Genomic DNA, 20174 nt, shown 5'->3' on the forward strand with positions numbered 1-20174 from the left:
TGCCTTATTGCAGCATCAGCACCTTGGCCTCATAGGCTTTCAGCGTGATCCGGGCGGCGGGATAGAAATCCCCCTGCGCCAGTTCGGGGAACAGCGCCAAAAGCTCTGCGCGTTGGGGGCTGTCTATGCTGTGCAAGGTCTGATCGCCGGGTTGGAAGCTTTCGGTCCAGGCCCCATCGGCGCGAATGATCTCATGCTCATCAAACAGCAGGTGGATATAAGTCACCTGCTGCGGCCAAGCGCGGACGATGCTGCGGTCATTGACCAGATGCAGCGCGGCCACCAGCACTTCGGCCTCGCCGAACAACATCTCGGCGCGCGGCCCCGAGATCAGCATCCGGTGCTGAGGCGAGACGGTCATATCGCGGCACGGCAGGTTGTCGCCCAGCGCCCCTGCACGAATGCGCACCGGGTTGAAGTTCGGTTGGGCGGCCAGATCATGCGCCGAAAGATGGCGCTGCCCGACCCAGCGGATCGTCTGATAGCCATTGTCGCGGGTCAGCACCTTGTCACCGACCTGCAAGCTTTCCACCGGCTTTTCGCCGTCTTTGGTCAGGATCATCGTGCCGGGGGTAAAGCAGGGGATGACGCTTTCGATATTGCTGAAGCTGAAGGTGCCAACCACCGCGCCGGTGCCATCCAGAACCTCGACGATGCCGGATTCGTCATTGCCGCCACCATAGATGATATTGGTGCCCGCCGCGCCGCCAAGGTTGGACAGGTTCAGGGTGTCAAAGTCATCCCCGCCCTCGCCGCCGTCGATGACATCGCCGATGCCGCCATAGAACAGATCACGATCATCATCACCAAAGAGCGTATCGGCCCCTTCGCCGCCGTCAATCGTGTCATTGCCTGCGCCGCCCGACACGTTGTCCGCGCCGTCGCCGCCGTAAAGCGTATCATTGCCCGCGTCACCTGAAAGGACATCCGCACCGCCACCGCCGGAGATGATGTCATCACCATCATCGCCGATCAGTTGATCGGTCAGGTCGCCGCCGGTGATGCTGTCATTGCCATCCCCGCCATAGGCCAGCGTGTTGCCCGTCAGGCTGCCGGTGATCGTGTCATTGCCCGTATCGCCGAACAGGGCATCGACGCCTGTGCCACCGCCGATGATTAGGTCATTGCCTTCGCCGCCATAGGCCGCATCATCGCCGGCGCCGGTCTCAATCCGGTCATCGCCTTCATCGCCATAAAGACTGTCTGCGCCATCGCCGCCATAGAGGCTGTCATTGTCGATGCCGCCATACAGCGTGTCATTGCCCGCATCACCATAGAGCAGGTCGGCATCATCCATGCCATAGATCAGATCATTGCCATCACCGCCGTAAAGCGTATCCAGCCCGTTGCCCGGCAACAGGTCGGTTGCATCGGGGATCGAGGAGATATCGGCCACGCCCACGGCCAGACCGCCATAGATGACATCATTGCCAAGGCCGCCTTCGACGTAATCATTGCCCTCGCTGCCGATGATGGTGTCATTGCCGCTACCGCCATAGACAGTATCGTCATCAAAGCCCGCATCAATGGAATCGGCACCGCTGCCGCCATAGATCAGGTCATCATCATCCCCGGTCAGAATGGTGTCATTGCCCGCGCCGCCTTCGACGGTATCGCGGTCATTGTTCGGGTCGGTATCGGCGGCATAAAGGCCGGGATAGCCTTGATCCGGCAAGCCGGTGCCGGGCGATGTGCGCGTGTTGATCAGGTCATCGCCATCGCCGCCATCAACCGAGTCACTGCCTTCAAAGCCAAAGATCGTATCGTTCCCGGCCCCGCCGAAAACAGTGTCGTCGCCCTCATCGGCGCGGATGGAGTCATTGCCCAGCCCGCCGAAAATGACATCATCGCCCAATTCACCATGCAGCGTATCCGCGCCGCTGCCACCGGTGATCGTGTCATTCCCGGCCCCGGCAAAGACCGACAGCGCCAGCGTGCTGACCCCACCGTTCAGATTGTCGTTGAACTCGGTCAGGTTGAAGGCTTCGATTTCCGAGAAAAGGGCCGTGGCCGTGCCATCGGTGATGCTGCCTGCCTCATTGGTGGCATAGGTCACCGTGACCCCGGCATCTGCGCCCTGAAGCTCTACGGTGTCAAAGTCATCGCCGCCTTCGCCGCCGGTCAGGCTATCAGCCTCCAGCGCGCCCGAAATGGTCAACTGGTCGCGATCATCGCCGCCATAAAGCTGATCCGCCCCTGCATCGCCGTTCAGCGTGTCATTGCCGCTGCCACCATACAGCGTGTCAGCGCCCGCACCGGATTGCACAAGGTCGGCACCTGCCTCTCCATAAACCAGATCATCGCCCGCGCCGGAATAAACTGTGTCATTCCCGGCCCCGGCCTGCACAATGTCATCATCATTGCCCGCCAGATTATCGGCGGCGTCGATCATGTCGCCTTCCGGGTCATCGGCATAGGCGGCGTCGATCAGGTCGGCCCCGCTGGTGCCTTCGACGATGTAATTCGATGGAATGCCCAGCGCGATCAGGTATTTCGGATCGGCGGCCAAGGCCGGACTAACGCCTTCCAGCGTGACAGCCTCGCCATTCGGGAAGGTCAGCACCGCGTTGCCCGCGCCATCATCCCCAACCGTCACATCATCGACGTCGACCGGATTGCCCGGCGTGGAAAACAGGTCCGAGACATCAAGCTGGTCTACACCGCTGAAACTGCCATCGGGGTTGACTGTCGGGGCGTCAAAGCCCGCAATCGTGTCATGGCCATCGCCATCGGACAGGCGCACCACATCCGCGTCACCATCCGCGCCCAGCGCGAAACGGTCATCGCCCGCGCCACCATCGACGGTATCCGCGCCCGCCCCGGTGACAACGTTATCCGCCCCGGAGGAGCCGATGACACTGTCATCGCCCGCACCCAGAACGATGTTTTCAATCGTGTTGAAACTGGCCACATCGGCGCCAGAGGTCAGCGTGCCGGATTCCGGGTCGCCGGGGTTTCCCGCACTCAGATCCAGCACCACGGCCGAGGTGATGGCCGAGGCATCAATAGTATCGCCGTTGGTTTCCCCGGCCTCATCGCCTTGAATGACATCGGTGCCGAACCCGGCAGACAGGGTGAAGGTATCGTCGCCCCCTTCACCGATCATGGTATCGTTACCCGCACCGCCGATCAGCGTATCATCGCCCGCGCCCGACCAAAGCGTGTCATTGCCCGACCCGCCGTCCAATTGGTCCTGACCATCGCCGCCCATCAGGAAATCGTTGTCATCACCGCCGAAAATCTGATCGTTGCCGTCACCGCCGTCCAGCGTATCCGAACCAATACCGCCCGACATGAGATCATCGCCAAAATAACCTTCGGCATAATCATCGCCGGCGTCGCCTTGGATCGTATCATTGCCCGCGCCACCATACAGGCTGTCACCATCCGCGCCGCCGCGCAGGGAGTCATCGCCATCGTCGCCCAGCAAGGTATCGGCCCCGGCCCCACCGGCCAGTGTATCGCCATCCGCGCCACCCCAGAGCAAGTCATCCCCGGTATCGCCTTCGATACTGTCGGCCCCGGCATCGCCAAAGATCGTATCGGCGTCATCGCCACCGTTCAGCGTATCATTGCCCGCGCCGCCATAGATCAGGTCTGCCCCAGCCCCCCCTGCAACGCTGTCATTGTCATCGCCTGCGAAAACCGTGTCATCCCCAAGGCCCGCGATGATCGTATCATCACCGCCATAGCCATAGATCGTATCATTCAGACCGTCCGCGCCATCAATGATATCGCCTTGCGCATCGACATAGCCCACCGGCATCAGATCCCCCGCCGCCGTTCCGTCAACCGCCTCGGGGGTGCGTGGGATGCCGATGGCCTCCAACTCGGCATAGCTGTCAACCTGACTGGCCAGCACGCCCACAAGGGTGATGCTTTCGCCGCCCGGGAAGGTCAGGATCGCGTCGCCGGTGCCGTCGCCATTGGTATCGGTCACGGTGACATTCGAGGTATTGACCGGGGTGACACCCCCGTCCGAGGTCAGGCCCGAGACATCCAACTGGTCAATCGCAGTGCCATCGCCGCTGTCGGTCAGATCAAAATGGGTGATCGTGTCGCTGCCAAACCCATCGGCCAGCACGATCACATCACGGTCACTATCGGCCCCTATATCAAAACTGTCATTACCTGCGCCGCCAATCACCGTATCGGCCCCGGACCCGGTGAACACGGTATCGCTGCCGCTGGAGCCGGTGACGCTATCGTCGCCAGAGCCAAGCACCACTGTCTCAATCTCGGAGAAGGTCGCGGTATTGGCGGCATCGAGGCTGAGCGTGCCATCCTCGGGGTTGGTGGCATCGCCCGCGCTCAGGTCCAGCGTGATGTTTTGCGTAACGGCGCTGGCATCCAGCGTATCGCCCGCACCTTCGGTGGTTTCACCGCCGACCAGCGTGTCCTGCCCAAAACCATCAGCCAGGAAGAACCGATCATCGCCCGCCTGCCCTTCGATATAGTCATTGCCTTCATCGCCGGTCAGTTGGTCATTGCCTGCGCCCGCGTAGATCTGGTCATTATCGGCACCACCGAACAGCGTATCATCGCCCAGGCCGGCATTCATGAAATCGTTGCCCGTGCCGCCATAAGCGTCAAAGCGCAACGTAGCATCGCTGGCATCCAGAAAGTCATTGCCCGCATCCAGATAGATGCTGCCTTCATTGTCATAGGCGATATCGCCGGGGGCAGGCACGCCGATGAACACAAGATCATCGCCATCGCCGCCATAGATCAGATCGCTGCCCTGACTTCCAGCAAGGATGTCATTGCCCGCGCCACCATAGAGCGTGTCAATCCCGATGGACCCGATGAGCGTATCAACCCCATCACCGCCATAGATCAGGTCGGCGCCATCGCGACCATAGACCAGATCATTACCGTCACCGCCATAAATGGTGTCGTCGCCATAGAGGCCTTCCAGTTCATCATCGCCCGCGCCGCCTTCGAGCAAGTCATTGCCATGGCCGCCGAGCAGGCTGTCATTGCCATCGCCGCCATAAAGGCTGTCATCGCCGGAGCCGCCGTAGATGCTGTCGTCCCCTGCGCCACCTGTCAGCACATCATTGCCGCCCGGCCCTGCAATCGGGTTGCCGCGCACGGAAAAATCGGAGTCGATCTCATAATCGCCGACCAGCGTGTCATTGCCTTCGCCGCCGTTCAGCGTGTCATTCCCGGCCTCGCCAACCACGGAATCCGCGCCAAGGCCCGCATCCACACTGTCATTGCCCGCACCGGCATAGACCAGATCGTCATTCGGCCCGGCCCCCGGCAAGATCGCATCGCCTGCGTCGATCCGGTCGCCGTCATTGTCGCCCAGATAAGCCGCATCAATCGTGTCATCCCCGGCCGTGCCATAGACAATGCCATCCGGTGCCGCAAAGCCCAGCGCCGCCAGTTGCGCAATCGAGGATACCGCGCTGGCATCGACGCCGACCAGTGTCAGGCTTTGCCCGCCCGGAAAGGTCAGCACGGCATTGCCGCCAAGGCTGGTGACGGTCACATCATAGGCGTTGACCGGATTACCCTGCGCATCCAGCAGGTTGCCGGGGTTTATTGTATCAAGTCCGGTATAGGTGCCGTTGCCATTGTCGACAGGCACCTGAAAGCCGATGACCCGCGCCGCGCCGGTATTTGCCCCCAAGACAATGATATCGTCATGGTTGCTCAGCACGATATTCTCGATTTCCGAGAATGTGGCGGTGCTGGTGCTGGTGCTGACAGTCCCGGTTTCCGGGTTGGCATTGCTCAGGTCCACCGTCGCACCAGCGGACAGCGCCGACAGGTTCAGCGTATCGCCCGCTGTCTCGGCCGTCTCACCGCCGATGATCGTATCATTGCCGAACCCGTCCGAAAGCAGGATCGTATCATTCCCGCCCGCCGTATTGATCAGGTCGGCCCCGGTGCCACCGTCAACCGTGTCATTGCCCGCGCCCAGAAACACCTGGTCCGCGCCGCTGCCGCCATAGGCCTGATTGTTCCCGGCAGAGGCGAAGATCTGGTCATCGCCTGCGCCGCCATACATGACATCGTTGCCATCATCGCCGACGATCGTATCGTTGCCGCCATCGCCGTGCAGGATATCCGCACCGCCATCACCGTCGACATAATCATTGTCGTCGCCGCCATAGATCAGGTCGGCATCCGCCTCGCCCATCAGGCTGTCAGCGCCCGCGCCGCCATAGATCGTATCCAGCCCCGCGCCGCCCAAAACCGTATCATTCCCGGTGCCGGCGGTAACAGAGTCATTGCCCGTGCCCGCATCAACGGAATCATTGCCCGCGCCCGAGATCACCGTGTCATTACCCGCGCCGGCTTGAATGATATCATCATCCGACCCGTTCGCCGCATCCCCGGCATTCACCCGGTCGCCTTCGGGATCAAGCACATATGAATCGTCGATCAGATCACCATTGGCGGTGCCTTCGACGATGAAATCCGGCGCGGCCCGGTCAAAGGACATATTGCCAACGCCGAACATGCCACTGCGATCAAAGCTTTCGCCATTGTCAAAGATGAATTGAATCCGTGACACTGGCCCCGCGATGGTAATGGCCACACTATCTTCGGCACCGACCGTTTCCACCCCGCCATTGAAAGAACCATCGGCGTTCAGCACATTGCCCGAAGACGAATGATAAGGATCTGCCAGCAGATCGCCGAAATTCACCGCCTGCACATTGCCCTGTGCATCGGTGACAAGCACCGTCAGCTTGTCATCCCAAGAGTTCGGGCTGGAATCGATGTCGTAGATTTCAAAGCTGAAGTTGGAAACGGGGGCGCCAAAGGTCAGCGTGCTGGTGATCGGCTCGGAAATGCCCGAAACCCACAGCGCCGGGGCCGATGGCGAACCAGAGCTAAAGGCGCGCGCCGTTTGCGACAGCGCGTTGGTTGTGGTCGCAACCGTCAGCCCGACCGTATCGGTGCCATTGGCCAAGGAATAGGTTCCGTTTGCCCCAACACTCGCCCAGTTCAACAAAAACGGCATTCTACCCTCTAACTCTTTAGCTTTGACGCTGGTTTTCGCAACCTGCGCACAGATTCTTCCAAGGCCTTCAATGGCGGGGGACTGGGGCAAAGATGGGGCAGCGGCGTGGCGTTTCCGCGGAGACTGCAAAAGACCCCAACCAAAGCGCCGCTTTGAGATGCGTTGCCACCGCCCCGAACAGAACAGAAAAAAGGGGGCCGAAGCCCCCTTTTCCTGTAGCTGCAATTGCTTGCAGCTCGCTGCATAAACTCTGGTCTGCCTGCGCTTAGCGCACCAGCAGCGTGGCTTCGTGCTTTTTCAAGGTGCGGCGGGCCGCCGTGTAATCGGCCAGACCTTCCTTGGTTTTCAATTCCGGGAACAGTTCCAGAATTTCATTGCGCTGCGCGTTGCCCATACCGTTCAAGGTGTAGTCACCGGGCTGGAAACTTTCTGTCCAGGCCCCATCCGACAGCACCACTTCGTGCTGGTCAAACATCAGGTGGATATAGGTCGTCCCGATGCTTTCCACCTCAAAGATACCCTTGCCGCCGACCAGATGCTTGGCAGACACCAGCACCTCATGCTCGTCGAAATACAGCGACGTGCGATCGTTGGACACCAGAACCCGGTGGTTCGGGCTTAGCATCATGTCACGCTCTGGCAGGCCGTTTCCAAGGCTGCCACGGCGTACCATGATCGGGCGCAGATGCGGATTGGCGGTCAGATGCGCCCAGTCAAACTTGCGTTGACCGATCCAACGCAATTCCTGAATACCATTGTCGCGGGTGATGATCCGGTCACCGGCCCTCAGGTTTTCAATCGGAACCTCACCCTTGGGCGTGGCAATCAAGGTGCCGGGCGTGAAGCAGGGAACGCTGACAATCTCTTCGATATTCTCGAATTGCAGCGTGCCGGTGATGTTGCCATCGGCATCCAGATATTCGACACGACCGTCGATCCCGTTGCCATCGCTGTCCGGCCCGGTTTCCACCACAAGGTAGCCCGTGCGCGGCCCTTCGATGATCAGGCGGTCGAAGTCATCGCCTTCAGACCCACCATAAACCTCGCTGCCGGCACCTTCACCCAGACCAACGATGAAATCATCGCGATCCGCGCCGCCGAACATGGTGTCAACGCCCGTGCCACCATAGAACACGTCATTGCCGCCATCGCCTTCAAGGATGTCATCGCCTTCGTCGCCGTGCAGCGTGTCATTGCCCAGATCACCCGACAGCAGGTCATTGTCGACGCCGCCAAACAGCAGGTCATTGCCGGTGCCGCCAATCAGCGTGTCATTGTCATCGCGGCCATAGATCGTGTCATTGCCCGCACCGCCGTCGATCAAGTCGGGGTTGTTCAAGGGGCGCAGATCAATATCATCCGGCAGATCCAGCGCATCACCGATCACATCGTCAAGGCCGCCATAGATCAGGTCGTTGCCGTCCTCACCAAAGATCGTATCTGCGCCTTCGCTGCCGATGATGGTATCATCGCCACCGCCGCCATAGACGAGGTCGGCATCAATCCCGGAGTTGATGGAGTCATCGCCGCCATCCCCAAAGATCGTATCGGCATCGTCGCCCGTCAGGATCGTATCATTGCCCAGCCCGCCATAGACCAGATCGCGGTCATTGTTCGGGTCGGTATCCGCCGGGTAAACGCCGGGATAATCAATATCCGGAATTGGCGTGCTGGCCGATGTGTCGATGAAGTCATCATCCTGCTGGCCATACACGGTGTCAGAGCCATCGCCGCCATACAGCGTGTCATTGCCCTCATTCCCGCGCAGGTCGTCGTCGCCTTCTTCGCCATAAACAAGGTCATCGCCCAATCCAGCAAAGACCGTATCATCGCCAAGCCCGGCAAAGACGGTATCGTCGCCACCTTCGGCACGAATGCGGTCATCATTCGGCGCATCATCATCCAGGATTGCATCGCCTGCATCGACACGGTCGGCATCGAAGGGGTCGATGTAATCGGTGTCGATCAGGTTGCCATCGTCGGTGCCGCGCACGATCCCATCGCGATCCGGGTCCTCGATGGTCACGGTGGCCACGCCATCATCGGTCAACCCATCGGGGTCGGTGACGGTATAGTTGATCGTCGCCTCACCGATGAAGTTGGCATTCGGCGTGAAGGTGACAGAACGGCCATCGGGGTTCACCACCACTGTCCCATCGGGCGAGGTGGGCGTGCCAAAGATCGACAGTTCCGCGTTCGGGTTGTCGACATCGGTGTCATTGCCGATCAGGTCCACCACAACGGATTCGTTGTAATTGCCGGTTTCTTCATCATCCACTGCGACGGGGCCGTCATTCACCGGGTTCACGGTGACGGTGACGGTGCTGGTGGCCTCATTCCCATCCGGATCGGTGATCGTATAGGTTATCGTGTCCACCCCGTTGAAATCGGGGTTCGGGGTGTAGGACAGCGTGCCATCCGGGTTCACGCCCACGGTGCCGTTTTCTGCGGTGGGGGTGCCAGAGATGGTCAGCGGGTCAAGATTCGGGTCGGTGTCATTCGCCAGAACCGGGATGATATCAATCGGCGTATCTTCATCGGTTTCGGCGGTGTCGGGGTTGGCCACCGGCGCATCCGGGTCGCCGACGGTGATGGTGACAACGCCCTCATCGGTCAGCCCGTCCGGGTCGGTGACGGTGTAGTTGATCGTCGCCACACCGGTGAAACCCGCATTCGGCGTGAAGGTGATGGAACGGCCATCCGGGCCAACCTCTACCGTGCCCTGTGCCGAGGTCGGCGTGCCTGCAATCGCAAGCTCGGGGTTGGTATTGTCGACATCGGTGTCATTGGCGATGATATCCAGAGTGACCGGCGTATTGATCGCCGTTACATCCTCATCATCCACCGCAACGGGGGCGTCATTCACCGGGTTCACGGTGACGGTGACGGTGCTGGTGGCCTCATTCCCATCGGGATCGGTGATGGTATAGGTGATGGTGTCGGTGCCGCTGAACTCCGGGTTCGGGGTGTAGGACAGCGTGCCATCCGGGTTCACGCCCACGGTGCCGTTTTCGGCGGTCGGGGTGCCAGAGATGGTCAGCGGGTCAAGATTCGGGTCGGTGTCATTCGCCAGAACCGGGATCACGTCAATCGGCGTATCTTCATCGGTTTCGGCGGTATCGGGGTTGGCGATGGGGGTTTCGCCATCATCATCGGCAACCGTGATGGTAGCTACGCCGTCATCGGTCAGCCCATCCGGGTCCGTGACGGTGTAGTTGATCGTCGCCACCCCGGTAAAGCCCGGGTTCGGCGTGAAGGTGACCGAGCGGCCATCCGGGTTCACCACAACCGTGCCATCCGCCGAGGTCGGCGTGCCGGTGATGGACAGTTCGGAATTCAGGTTATCAACATCGGTGTCATTGCCGATCAGATCGACGACAACTGCCGTATCCACTTCGGTGCTGTCCACGTCATCCACGGCAACCGGGCCATCATTCACCGGATTCACGGTGACGGTGACGGTGCTGGTGGATTCGTTGCCGTCCGGATCGGTGATGGTATAGGTGATGGTGTCGGTGCCGTTGAAATCGGGGTTCGGCGTGTAGGACAGCGTGCCATCCGGGTTCACGCCCACGGTGCCGTTTTCGGAGGTGGGGGTGCCGGTGATGGTCAAGGTCTGGCCGGTCGGGTCGGTGTCATTCGCCAGCACCGGGATCACGTCAATCGGCGTGTCTTCATCGGTTTCGGCGGTATCGGGGTTGGCGGTGGGGATGCCCGAGAAGTTATCCACCGTGTCGGACAGAGAGAACATCTCGACCGAGCCTTGGAAATGGTTGTTCAGGTTGTTCAATTGCCCGGCGTCAGATTGCGATTGCCCGGCACCAATCATCCAAGGCTGGCTCATGGGGCCTTGGTTCATGGTCAGGCCCGCAGGGACCAGATCTTCGAAACTGTCATCGGTGGTCAGGTTGGTGATCTGCACCGACCCGCCGCTGGTCGCATCCCAGGAATAGACCACGTTGATCTCATCACCGGGGTTCACGAAGCCGGGATCGGTCTGGAAGGTCGTGGTCGCGGTTGCGGATTCATGCGAGATTAGCACCGAACCATCGGGCATCACTTCGATCCGATACCCGCCGGGGGTTTCGGATGCCGTATCACGCGACAGAACCGTGTTCGGGTAGTCACCCACATGCGATGTCTGCGAGAATTGAATTTCCAAGGTGCCGCGCGGCAGTTGGAATGTGGGGCTTGGGTAAATCTTTACCTTGTCATTAATACCATCCAATACGGCCCGCCCGCCGACCGGGGCTGCCCCATCGAAATAGGCACCATCTTGCGCGCCGTTCGCAACTGCGGAATCCGCTGCCACAAGCCCGGTGTCATCAAAATTGTAGAGAGCAAAGATCGGCATTTCTTACATTCCTCACATCAGCAGAGACCCAAGCACCTGCCCAGATCGCGCCATCAAACGCAGCGCAAAGGCCGCAAGATCAACGCGAACCGGAAAGCCCGGTCTCTACGCCACGACGAAGCCTGTTCGACGGAGTGAGGTTTAAAGATAGTGCAGCGGAGGCCGGATGACGTAAAACGCCCTCACAACCTCTGACAAAGGTTTCCCTTCGGATTAGCAGCATCTTACCATGCAGCGACACAAACCCTGTGCGATACACACCACTCAAATCGACCGCCCCCACGGCCATGCCCTTCCCAGATAGGACAGCATTAGTAATACAATCGCTTATCGGTCTGGAAAAGCAAAATCAGTGAGAGGCCCAAGCGTCACCGGGGCCACAGCACTTTGAAAACGGTGGGAAAACTGGTCGTTGGGTCAGGAAGGCCGGGGCGGATTGTTTCCATTTTCGGCGGGTCAACCTGTCCAGATAGACAGGTAAAGTTCGATTTCAGCAGGGTGCTGGCCCCAGAATTTCACAAATCAAACATGCCAAACGCAAATTCTGGAAACAATCGAAACCCTGATTCTCGGATTAACCAAATCATTTTTTATTCATCAGCGGGGCAGAGAGCGCTGTCCTCAAACCGGAACCAATACCGGAAATTTGCCTAACAATCCCGCGAATTAGCGACAATATTGGTTAACGTGACCGAATCATATCGCTTAAAAATGGCCATAATTTTGACAAAAAGAGAATCGGAGGGATTACTGGTGCCCGAGGCGAGACTCGAACTCGCACGTCTTGCGACGGGGGATTTTGAATCCCCTGCGTCTACCATTCCGCCACTCGGGCCCAGTGGGTGCGATGTAACGCGCCTTTCCGGCTTCGTCAATCAGCAGAAAGCATCAAAAATCACTTCTTGTGAAAACTGAGGGCGGCGCGAAGGCCCCGCCCCCGGCAGCCTTAGATATCATTGGTGGAAAACGTGTCGCAGGCGGCCACAGTCCCCGATTGATAGCCAGTGACGAACCAGCGCGCGCGCTGTTCGGCGGTGCCATGGGTAAAGCTGTGCGGATTGGGGCGGCGGCCCGCGTTGCGCTGCAAGGTATCATCGCCGATCTGGCGGGCGGCATTCACCGCTTCTTCCAGATCGCCACGGTCGATGGACCCGAATTTCTGTTGCGCCGAACGCGCCCAAATGCCTGAAAAACAATCGGCTTGCAGCTCTATCCGCACCGAGATCGCATTGCTTTCGGCCTGCGACACCTGCGCGCGCACCTCATTGGCGCGGGACAGGATGCCCAGCTCATTCTGGACGTGATGCGCGATTTCATGCGCCACCACATAGGCCGCCGCAAAATCGCCCTTGGCCCCCAATTGCCGATCCAGTGTCACAAAGAAATCGGTATCCAGATAGGCCTTTTTGTCGCCGGGGCAGTAGAACGGGCCGGACGCCCCCGAGGCCCCGCCGCAAGGCGACCCTGTCACCCCTTTGAACAGAACCAGCGTCGCAGGCGTGTAGCTGCGCCCAAGCTGATCGCGGAAAATATCGGCCCAGACTTCTTCGGTATCGGCCAGCGTGACCGCGACAAAACGCCCCGCCTGTTCATCGGCGGCCGTCATCGGCGCCGGGCTGGACACCTGCCCGCCCCCCTGATCTTGCAACAAGGGCGTCACATCAATGCCCAGAAAATACCCGATCGCCAACACAGCAATAAGGCCAACGCCCCCCACGCCGCCGGCCCGGCGCGTGCGGCTGCCTTGGCTGCGACGATCCTCGATATTGCGGCTTTCGCGCCGTCCTTGCCATTTCATCGCAAACTCCCCCCGTTTTCCTTGTTTTAGCCCAGCCCGGCACAGGCCGAAAGCCTGTTTGTCCCTTGACCCGCCGGGCGCTGCATGATGCAACGCGCCAACCCCGACCGGAGATCCCGATGATCCGCGCTTTATATGATTGGACGCTGGGCCTTGCCCAATCGCGCCATGCCCTGTGGGCACTGGCCTTTGTGGCCTTTATCGAAAGCTCTGTCTTTCCGATTCCGCCCGATATTCTGATGATCCCGATGATCATCGCAGCCCCGCGCCGCGCGTTTCTGATCGCGGCGGTGTCGACGGTGTTTTCGGTGCTGGGCGGGGCGTTTGGCTATTATATCGGGGCGGTGTTCTTTGACTCCATCGGCCTGCCGGTGCTGGAGTTTTATGGCAAGACCGAACATTTCGCGACCTTCCAGGCGCGTTACAATGAATTCGGCGCCTGGGCGGTGCTGATCGCGGGGGTCACGCCGTTCCCGTATAAGGTCATCACCATCTTGTCCGGGGCCACCGGCCTTTCGCTGCCGGTTTTCATGCTGGCAAGCGTGGTGGCGCGGGCCTTGCGGTTTTTCCTGATCGCGGCGCTATTGTGGAAATTCGGCGCACCGATCCGTGATTTCATCGAACGGCGTTTGGGCCTTATGTTCACCTTGGCGGTGCTGTTGCTGATCGCCGGATTTGCCGCTGTGAGGTTCCTATGACGCATTCCATCACCCGGACACAGTTTATACTTCTGGCGGCGGGTGGCTCTGCCGCGCTGTTGGCCGGGGCTTACGGTTTTGAGTATCTTGGCGGCATGGCCCCGTGCCAGCTTTGCCTCTGGCAGCGCTATCCGCATATGGCGGCGGTGGTGATCGGCCTGTTGGCGCTGATCCTGCAAGGGCGCACCCTGCCCTATCTGGGCGCGCTGGCAGCCCTGACCACCGCAGGCATTGCGTTGTTTCACACAGGGGTAGAGCGGTTGTGGTGGGAGGGCCTTGCCTCGTGCAGCGCAGGCTCCATCGCCGGGATCAGTGTCGAGGATTTGCTGAACCCCGCCGCCACCGTTGCCGCCCCGGTGCGCTGTGACGCGGTGGCGTGGGAACTGGCAGGGCTGTCGATGGCGTCATGGAACGGCATCGCCTCGCTGGTGCTGGTGGGGTTCTGGCTGATGGCCGCCAAGCGGCGCTAAGGCGCACCGCTTGGCCAGTTTGCATTGGTCCTTAGGCTGCTTCTGCCTTGGGCGGTGACAGGGCCAACAAGCGCGCACCCGTGACTGGCACCTGTTTGCTATCCGCCCCGACAAAGCGCAGATCGCCATTCGCCGGAATCACACAGAGCAGGATCGCATTGGGCCGATCCGCGCGCCATGCTTCAAAGCTGTATTCCTCGGTCAGCTTGGTGGTGCGCACCTCCCAGCCTTGGGTCAGCAGCGCCTCATAATCTTCATAGGGCCGCCCGTCCCCGATCCGCCGCCCACCCAGCGTGACAGGCAAGTTGTGCCGCGCGCTTTCGCTTTTGGCGCGGGGCAGTTGCCAGACCTTGTCGCGGCCAAATTCCGGGGCAAGGTCAGTTGTGACCAAGGTGTTATAGGCATCATTGTCGGTTGCCGCGACGATGGTGGAAAAGCCGATGAATTCCACCTTGTTTTCCGCCGCCTCGGACAGGATGTCCCCGAAAAACACCTTCAGCCCCGCCGCGCGCGCATGGCGCAGATGGCCAAGGTTCACATCCGTCACCAGCACCGGCACGTCGGCCTTGGCCAAAGCCCGCCCCAGCGAGGTGGTCAGCCGCGTGCCCCCCACCAGCAGCACGCCCGGCACCTCTGCGGCGCGTAGCCCCAGAAGGCTGGCCAGAGGCGTAAGGCCAAAGCCGTTGATCACCACGGTCGCGGCCACCAGAACAAAGGCCAGCGGCCCGATGGCCGCCCCATCCGGCACGCCAAGCGCCACCAGACGTTCGCCAAACAGGCCCGCAACCGCCATCAGCACCACACCGCGCGGCCCGGTCAGGGCAACCAAGACCCGCTCACGCATTGGCACCGAGGTTCCGATCAGCGAGGTCATCACCGTCAGGGGCCGCGCCACCAGCACCACCAGCGCCACAAACAGCACCGCCCGGATATCCAACCCCAGCAGGGCCGTCATATCCAGCCCCGCCGCCAGCAGAATGAACACCCCCGACACCAGCAGGATCGTGGCATGTTCCTTGAAGCGGCGCAGCTCCTCATAGCTGGGCAGTTCGGCATTGGCGATCACAAGGCCCATCACCGTCACCGCCAAAAGCCCGCTTTCATGCAGCACGCGGTCGGAAATGGTGAACACCGCCAGCAGCACCACAAACAGCACCGGCACTTTCATATATTCCGGCACCAGCGCCTTGCGAAAGGCCAGCGCAATGCCGCGCCCGGCCAGCCAACCGACCAGCGTGGCAAAGAAAATCCCGACAAAGAAATGCCCGGCAGCCGATCCGCCACCGCCATCGGCCTGCATCACCTGCACCACGCCAAAGGCCAGCACAGCGGCCAAAGCGCCCACCGGGTCATTCACAATCGCTTCCCATTGCAGCAAGGCCGCAGGGCGGCGCGACAGGCGGGCCTGGCGCAGCAAGGGCGCGATCACCGTGGGGCCTGTCACGATCATGATACCGCCAAACACCGCCGAGGCCGCCCAGCCCAGCCCCGCGCCGTAATGCACGGCAAGCGTCGATGTCAGCCACCCCAAGGGCGCGCCCACAATGACCAGCCGCCGCACACCTTTTGCGGCATCCTGCAAGGCGTGAAAGTTCAGCGTCAGCCCGCCTTCGAACAGGATCACCGCGACCGCGATGGAAATCATCGGCCCGACCAGATCCCCGATATCACGCGAGGGAATGAAAATTCCCGTTGCAGGGCCAATAATCAGCCCCGCCACCAGCATCAGCACGATCGCAGGCATTTGCAGCCGCCATGCCAACCACTGCGCCCCCACACCGATCACACCCACAAGGGCAAAGGCCTCTACTGGCGAGAGGCCTGCGGATTCAACTGCCATCGTTTCTTACTCCGTCTCTGGGGGCGCGGTTTTGAAAATCCGCGCATGTTCTTGAAGGGCAAAGCGGTCCGTCATTCCGGCCACATAATCGGCCACGATGCGCGCCAGCAATTGCCGGGAATCCGCGCGGGCCACATCTTCGCGCCATTCGGCGGGCAACAGCGCGGGTTGATCCATGAACAGCGGGAACAGATCACGCACCACCGATGTAACCCGCGCGCGTTCCTTCATCACCGATGGCGCGCGATACATGCGGGTGAACAGGAAAGACCGGATCGCCTTCAACTCCTGATACAGCGGCTTGGAAAAGCGGATCACGGTGCCATCCATCGCGCGGATATCGCTGACAGATTGCGGTTTCGCCGCCCCCAGACGGATATTGGCCACCGCGATCACATCTTCGACCATACGGCCAAAGACACGGCGCAGCGCCTCATGCCGGCGGCGCATCTTGTCCAGACCGGGGTGCAGCGCATCCACTTCGGCAAAGGCGGGGCCAGTGACGGGCAGTTCCATCAGATCCGCCTCGTCAAACAGGCCAGAACGCAACCCGTCATGCAGATCATGGTGGGAATAGGCAATATCATCGGCAATCGCGGCCACCTGCGCCTCGGCGCTGGCATAGCTGTGCAGTTCCAGATCCCATTCGGCATTGGCCTCGACCAGCGCATAGGGCAACACCTGCCCCGGTTCTGCGACCACGGGGCCGTTATGCTTGGCAATGCCTTCCAGCGCCTCCCATGTCAGGTTCAACCCGTCGAAATCGGCGTAATGCCGTTCCAGCCGGGTGACGATGCGCAGGGCCTGGGCGTTATGGTCAAAACCGCCGTAAGGGGCCATGAGTTCGGCCAGTGCATCCTCTCCGGTATGGCCAAAGGGGGTGTGGCCCAGATCATGCGCCAGCGCGATCGCCTCGGCCAGATCGGTGTTCAGCCCCAAGACGCCGGAAATGGTGCGTGCCACCTGCGCCACCTCGATCGAATGGGTCAGCCGCGTGCGGTAATAATCGCCCTCATGTTCCACAAAGACCTGCGTCTTGTGTTTCAGCCGCCGGAAGGCCGAGGAATGGATGATCCGGTCGCGGTCGCGCTGAAACGGCGACCGGAACGACGACATCCGCTCGGCGTGCAGACGCCCGCGAGAGCTTTCCGGGTGGCAGGCAAAGGGTGCAAGCATCATTCCGACCTATAGCGCCGCACAGTCACGGCTATCGCTTTCGTCTATATGCGATTCTTTGGGGAATGGCACCCTTGCTGCCGCGCCTTGTCCTGCACCATCCCGCCCCCTATATTACAAATATAACAGCCGCAGATAGGCCCATGCCATGACACTGACCCTGCCCCCCCGCGTCACCGACCGCGCCTTTGCGCGTCTGGCCGAGATTGCCGAGGCGACAGGCGACACCAAGGCCCTGCGCGTGGCTGTCGAAGGCGGCGGCTGTTCCGGCTTTCAATATGACATCCGGCTGGACGATCCTGCGGAAGATGATGTGATCTTTGAAAAAGACGGGATGAAGGTGCTGGTGGATTCAGTGTCGCTGCCCTTCCTGTCCAATGCAGTGATCGACTTTTCAGAAGAGCTGATCGGCGCGCGTTTCGTCATTGAAAACCCGAATGCCAGCAGTTCCTGCGGCTGCGGGATTTCCTTTTCGATGTAGCGAAGCGCGCGGTCAGGCCTGTGCCGTCTGCGCCCTGAGCGAAGGCAGCGCCCGGTCGACCCGCGCCTGACACAGCAGCGCCACCGCCCCGGCCAATCCCACCAATCCCGCACCGATCACCGTTTGCACGGTCGGCACCTCGCCAAAGTGGTGATAGCCGATCATCGCCATCCAGACGAATTGAATATTGGCCAGCGGAAAGGCCACCGTGGGCCGCAGGTTGCGCATCGCGATCACAAGGCTCCACCGTCCCAAGAACATGCACAGGCCGAACAGCAGCCCGACCCAAAACTCGGTCAGGCCAATCGGGTGAATATCCCAGACCGCCCAGAGAGCCGCAACCAAGGCCACGCAAAGATTGGGGTAAAACACCTGCACCATCGCGTTCTTTTCAAACTGCGCCATCCGGCGCGACAGCATCAGGCTGATCGTGCCAGCAAAGGCTCCGGTAAAGCCTGCCCAATGGCCCAAGCCCGGCCAACTCAGATCCCCCAGAAACAGCACAGCAACGCCAAACGCGCCAAGGCACAGTCCCGCCCATTCCGCGCGCCCGATGCCATCTTTCAGCACCAGTTTCGACAAGGCCGCTGCCATCACCGGGGTCAACCCGACGAACAAGAACACCTGTGTCAGCGGCAAGAGCTTTACCGCCAGAAAGAACGCAAAGGCCGAAACAACCGTTGTCAGACAGCGCAACATCAGCAGATCAGGGCGTTTGGTCGTCAGGCAATCGACCTTTTGGTGGGAAAACCGGGTCATGCCCTTGGCGACCCAAAAGGTGATCAGCGCGACGAAACCATTGGCCATCATCAAAACCTCGGCCACGGGCAGCCGCCCGGACAGGAATTTGGCCAACCCATCCGTTGCAGCCCCCAGCACGGTGGCAAGCACCAGCATGGCGACCCCGGCCCAAAGCGTGTGACGCGCCATTTCACGGGTCATGCCGCGACCCCCAGATCGGCGCGGGCAAAGCCTTGGAAAAAGGCGGTGAATTCTGGCCATGCCTCAACCTCGGCAAGGCGGGCTTGGGCGGGTTCTGACAGCGCGGGCCACAGCCGCCAGCGCATCACGCCCCAATCGCCGCGCCGCTGATCGCCCAAGGCAAAAAGCTGGGCCGACAGCTCTTGCAGGGCCGAAGGTCCACGCTCTGGCCGGTGGAAGGTTGTGGCATCGTGGGGCATGTCAAAGGCAAAGGCCCGACCGCCCAACTGCCCCGCGGCCCAGTTCAGCATCAGCATTTCGTGGAAATCATCAGCGCCCGCCGCCGCTTGGCTGCCACAAAACACGTCAGAGGCCGCCCGCAGGACTGCATTGGCCCACAGGTCTGGCACCGCAGCCTCGCTGAACCGCAGGGCCAGAACCACTTCTGCCAGAATATCCATATCCTGATCCAGCCAAGCGACCAGCCCCGCATGGATCAGACTGCGGCGGATATTTTCATTCTGCGCCATAGGCTTGCGCCCATAATCGGTGGCGTAGAAAACCATATGCGTCAGGCTGTAGGCCGCCGCGCGATCCGGCAGCCGGAAAGCATCACTGTTTTCGCAGAAGGCTTGCAGCCGCGTGGCATGGCCAGAGCCTGCTTGCGGGCGGTTCAGCGCGCGGTCGATCAGAAAATCCGCCTCTACCCGTGCAACATCCGACAATTCCTTGGCGGCCAAACCGGATTGCTCTGCCCAAGCCGCAACCGGCTGCGCCGCATGAGGCGTGCCGGATAACACGTTCAGATCATAAGAAAATCCAAGGATCAGGCGATAATATTGCGGAAAGAACCGCAGCAGGGGCAGCAGCTTGGCGCCCGCATCGTCATAGGGGCGCAAATCAGCACCTTGCACTGGCCAATCCAGCGCGCGCAGCACTGACAGCAACTCTCCGTTTTCCTTATACCAAAAGGCATTGGTTTTGGCATGGCGACGCTCTGCCACCATTTCAATCACCAGCGCGACCGGATTGTCCGATGTTTTAACGCGCGGAAAGGTCAAAGAAATTACTGTCATTTCAAACGTCCCTTAAAACGCAAAGGCGATACATAGGACCGCCCTTCTTAAAATCGCGGCTGAGGTGGGTCGACACCTCAGCCACGGGGCCACCGTGCAACACAGCAACCCAGTCTCGGATCAGGGAGCCGAGAAGCTTTGCGCCATCACTGTGGCCTGACCGCTGATCATATCAGCAGCGCCCAGCTTGATTTCCGGCGCTGAAAAGCTTTGTGCCATGGTGGTCATTTCACCGCTGAACATATCAGCAGAAACCTTTTCGACAATAGCAGTTTCAACGACGGTTTTTTTAACAGTGTTCATTTTCATAAGCATGCTCCTTTTGACAGCTACAGGGCGACTTTTCGCTCTTATATCAATGCAGCTTTCGGTTGATTT

General features: G+C 60.5%; 11 protein-coding genes and 1 tRNA gene. 3 read left to right on the forward strand and 9 right to left on the reverse strand.

Annotated elements, in window-relative coordinates; all coding sequences use genetic code 11:
* Window positions 1-4: 4 nt before the first annotated feature.
* The 4 genes from EGN72_RS19630 to EGN72_RS15120 all read right to left on the reverse strand — a co-directional run bounded on the left by EGN72_RS19630 (window position 5) and on the right by EGN72_RS15120 (window position 13134).
* Window positions 5-6982 carry a Hint domain-containing protein gene (locus EGN72_RS19630; protein WP_127049013.1) on the reverse strand — a complete coding sequence of 2326 codons (6978 nt, stop codon included), beginning with the start codon at window positions 6980-6982 and terminating at the stop codon, window positions 5-7.
* Window positions 6983-7247: 265 nt separating this feature from the next.
* Window positions 7248-11336: an Ig-like domain-containing protein gene (locus EGN72_RS15110; RefSeq protein WP_127049015.1), complete on the reverse strand. Its 4089-nt coding sequence runs from the start codon at window positions 11334-11336 to the stop codon at window positions 7248-7250.
* A gap of 751 nt (window positions 11337-12087) precedes the next feature.
* Window positions 12088-12171: transfer RNA gene (locus EGN72_RS15115), tRNA-Leu, on the reverse strand.
* 111 nt (window positions 12172-12282) lie between these two features.
* Window positions 12283-13134 (reverse strand): neutral zinc metallopeptidase, encoded by an 852-nt coding sequence (locus EGN72_RS15120; RefSeq protein WP_127049017.1) that lies wholly within the window; start codon window positions 13132-13134, stop codon window positions 12283-12285.
* Window positions 13135-13253: 119 nt separating this feature from the next.
* Here EGN72_RS15120 and EGN72_RS15125 point away from each other — a divergent pair, with 119 nt between their 5' ends.
* Both EGN72_RS15125 and EGN72_RS15130 read left to right on the forward strand, forming a co-directional pair.
* Complete coding sequence (locus EGN72_RS15125) at window positions 13254-13832, forward strand: YqaA family protein (RefSeq protein ID WP_127049019.1); 579 nt, start codon at window positions 13254-13256, stop codon at window positions 13830-13832.
* Window positions 13829-14302, forward strand: coding sequence for a disulfide bond formation protein B (locus tag EGN72_RS15130; protein ID WP_127049021.1), 474 nt, complete (start codon window positions 13829-13831; stop codon window positions 14300-14302). The genes EGN72_RS15125 and EGN72_RS15130 overlap by 4 nt, the downstream gene beginning before the upstream one ends.
* 31 nt (window positions 14303-14333) lie before the next feature.
* On the opposite strand, the gene EGN72_RS15135 is transcribed toward EGN72_RS15130, so the two are convergent.
* Both EGN72_RS15135 and EGN72_RS15140 read right to left on the reverse strand, forming a co-directional pair.
* Complete coding sequence (locus EGN72_RS15135) at window positions 14334-16142, reverse strand: sodium:proton antiporter (protein ID WP_127049023.1); 1809 nt, start codon at window positions 16140-16142, stop codon at window positions 14334-14336.
* A 6-nt stretch (window positions 16143-16148) separates the two neighbouring features.
* Entirely contained in the window at window positions 16149-17318 is a 1170-nt protein-coding gene (locus EGN72_RS15140; protein ID WP_127049399.1) for a deoxyguanosinetriphosphate triphosphohydrolase, read from the reverse strand.
* A 154-nt stretch (window positions 17319-17472) separates the two neighbouring features.
* Between EGN72_RS15140 and EGN72_RS15145 the strand changes: the two genes are divergently transcribed.
* The gene (locus EGN72_RS15145) at window positions 17473-17799 is read left to right on the forward strand and encodes an iron-sulfur cluster assembly accessory protein (RefSeq protein WP_127049401.1); all 327 of its coding nucleotides are present in this window, start codon (window positions 17473-17475) and stop codon (window positions 17797-17799) included.
* A gap of 12 nt (window positions 17800-17811) precedes the next feature.
* Here the strand turns inward: EGN72_RS15145 and EGN72_RS15150 are convergent, their stop codons facing one another.
* The 3 genes from EGN72_RS15150 to EGN72_RS15160 all read right to left on the reverse strand — a co-directional run bounded on the left by EGN72_RS15150 (window position 17812) and on the right by EGN72_RS15160 (window position 20105).
* Window positions 17812-18741, reverse strand: a complete 930-nt coding sequence (locus EGN72_RS15150) for a DMT family transporter (RefSeq protein WP_158623205.1) — start codon at window positions 18739-18741, stop codon at window positions 17812-17814.
* Entirely contained in the window at window positions 18738-19796 is a 1059-nt protein-coding gene (locus tag EGN72_RS15155) for a hypothetical protein (protein ID WP_127049027.1), read from the reverse strand. The genes EGN72_RS15150 and EGN72_RS15155 overlap by 4 nt, the downstream gene beginning before the upstream one ends.
* A gap of 120 nt (window positions 19797-19916) precedes the next feature.
* Complete coding sequence (locus tag EGN72_RS15160; RefSeq protein WP_127049030.1) at window positions 19917-20105, reverse strand: hypothetical protein; 189 nt, start codon at window positions 20103-20105, stop codon at window positions 19917-19919.
* Window positions 20106-20174 lie beyond the last annotated feature (69 nt).

The sequence above is a fragment of the Pseudorhodobacter sp. E13 genome (assembly GCF_003991405.1).
Taxonomy (GTDB): Bacteria; Pseudomonadota; Alphaproteobacteria; order Rhodobacterales; family Rhodobacteraceae; genus Pseudorhodobacter.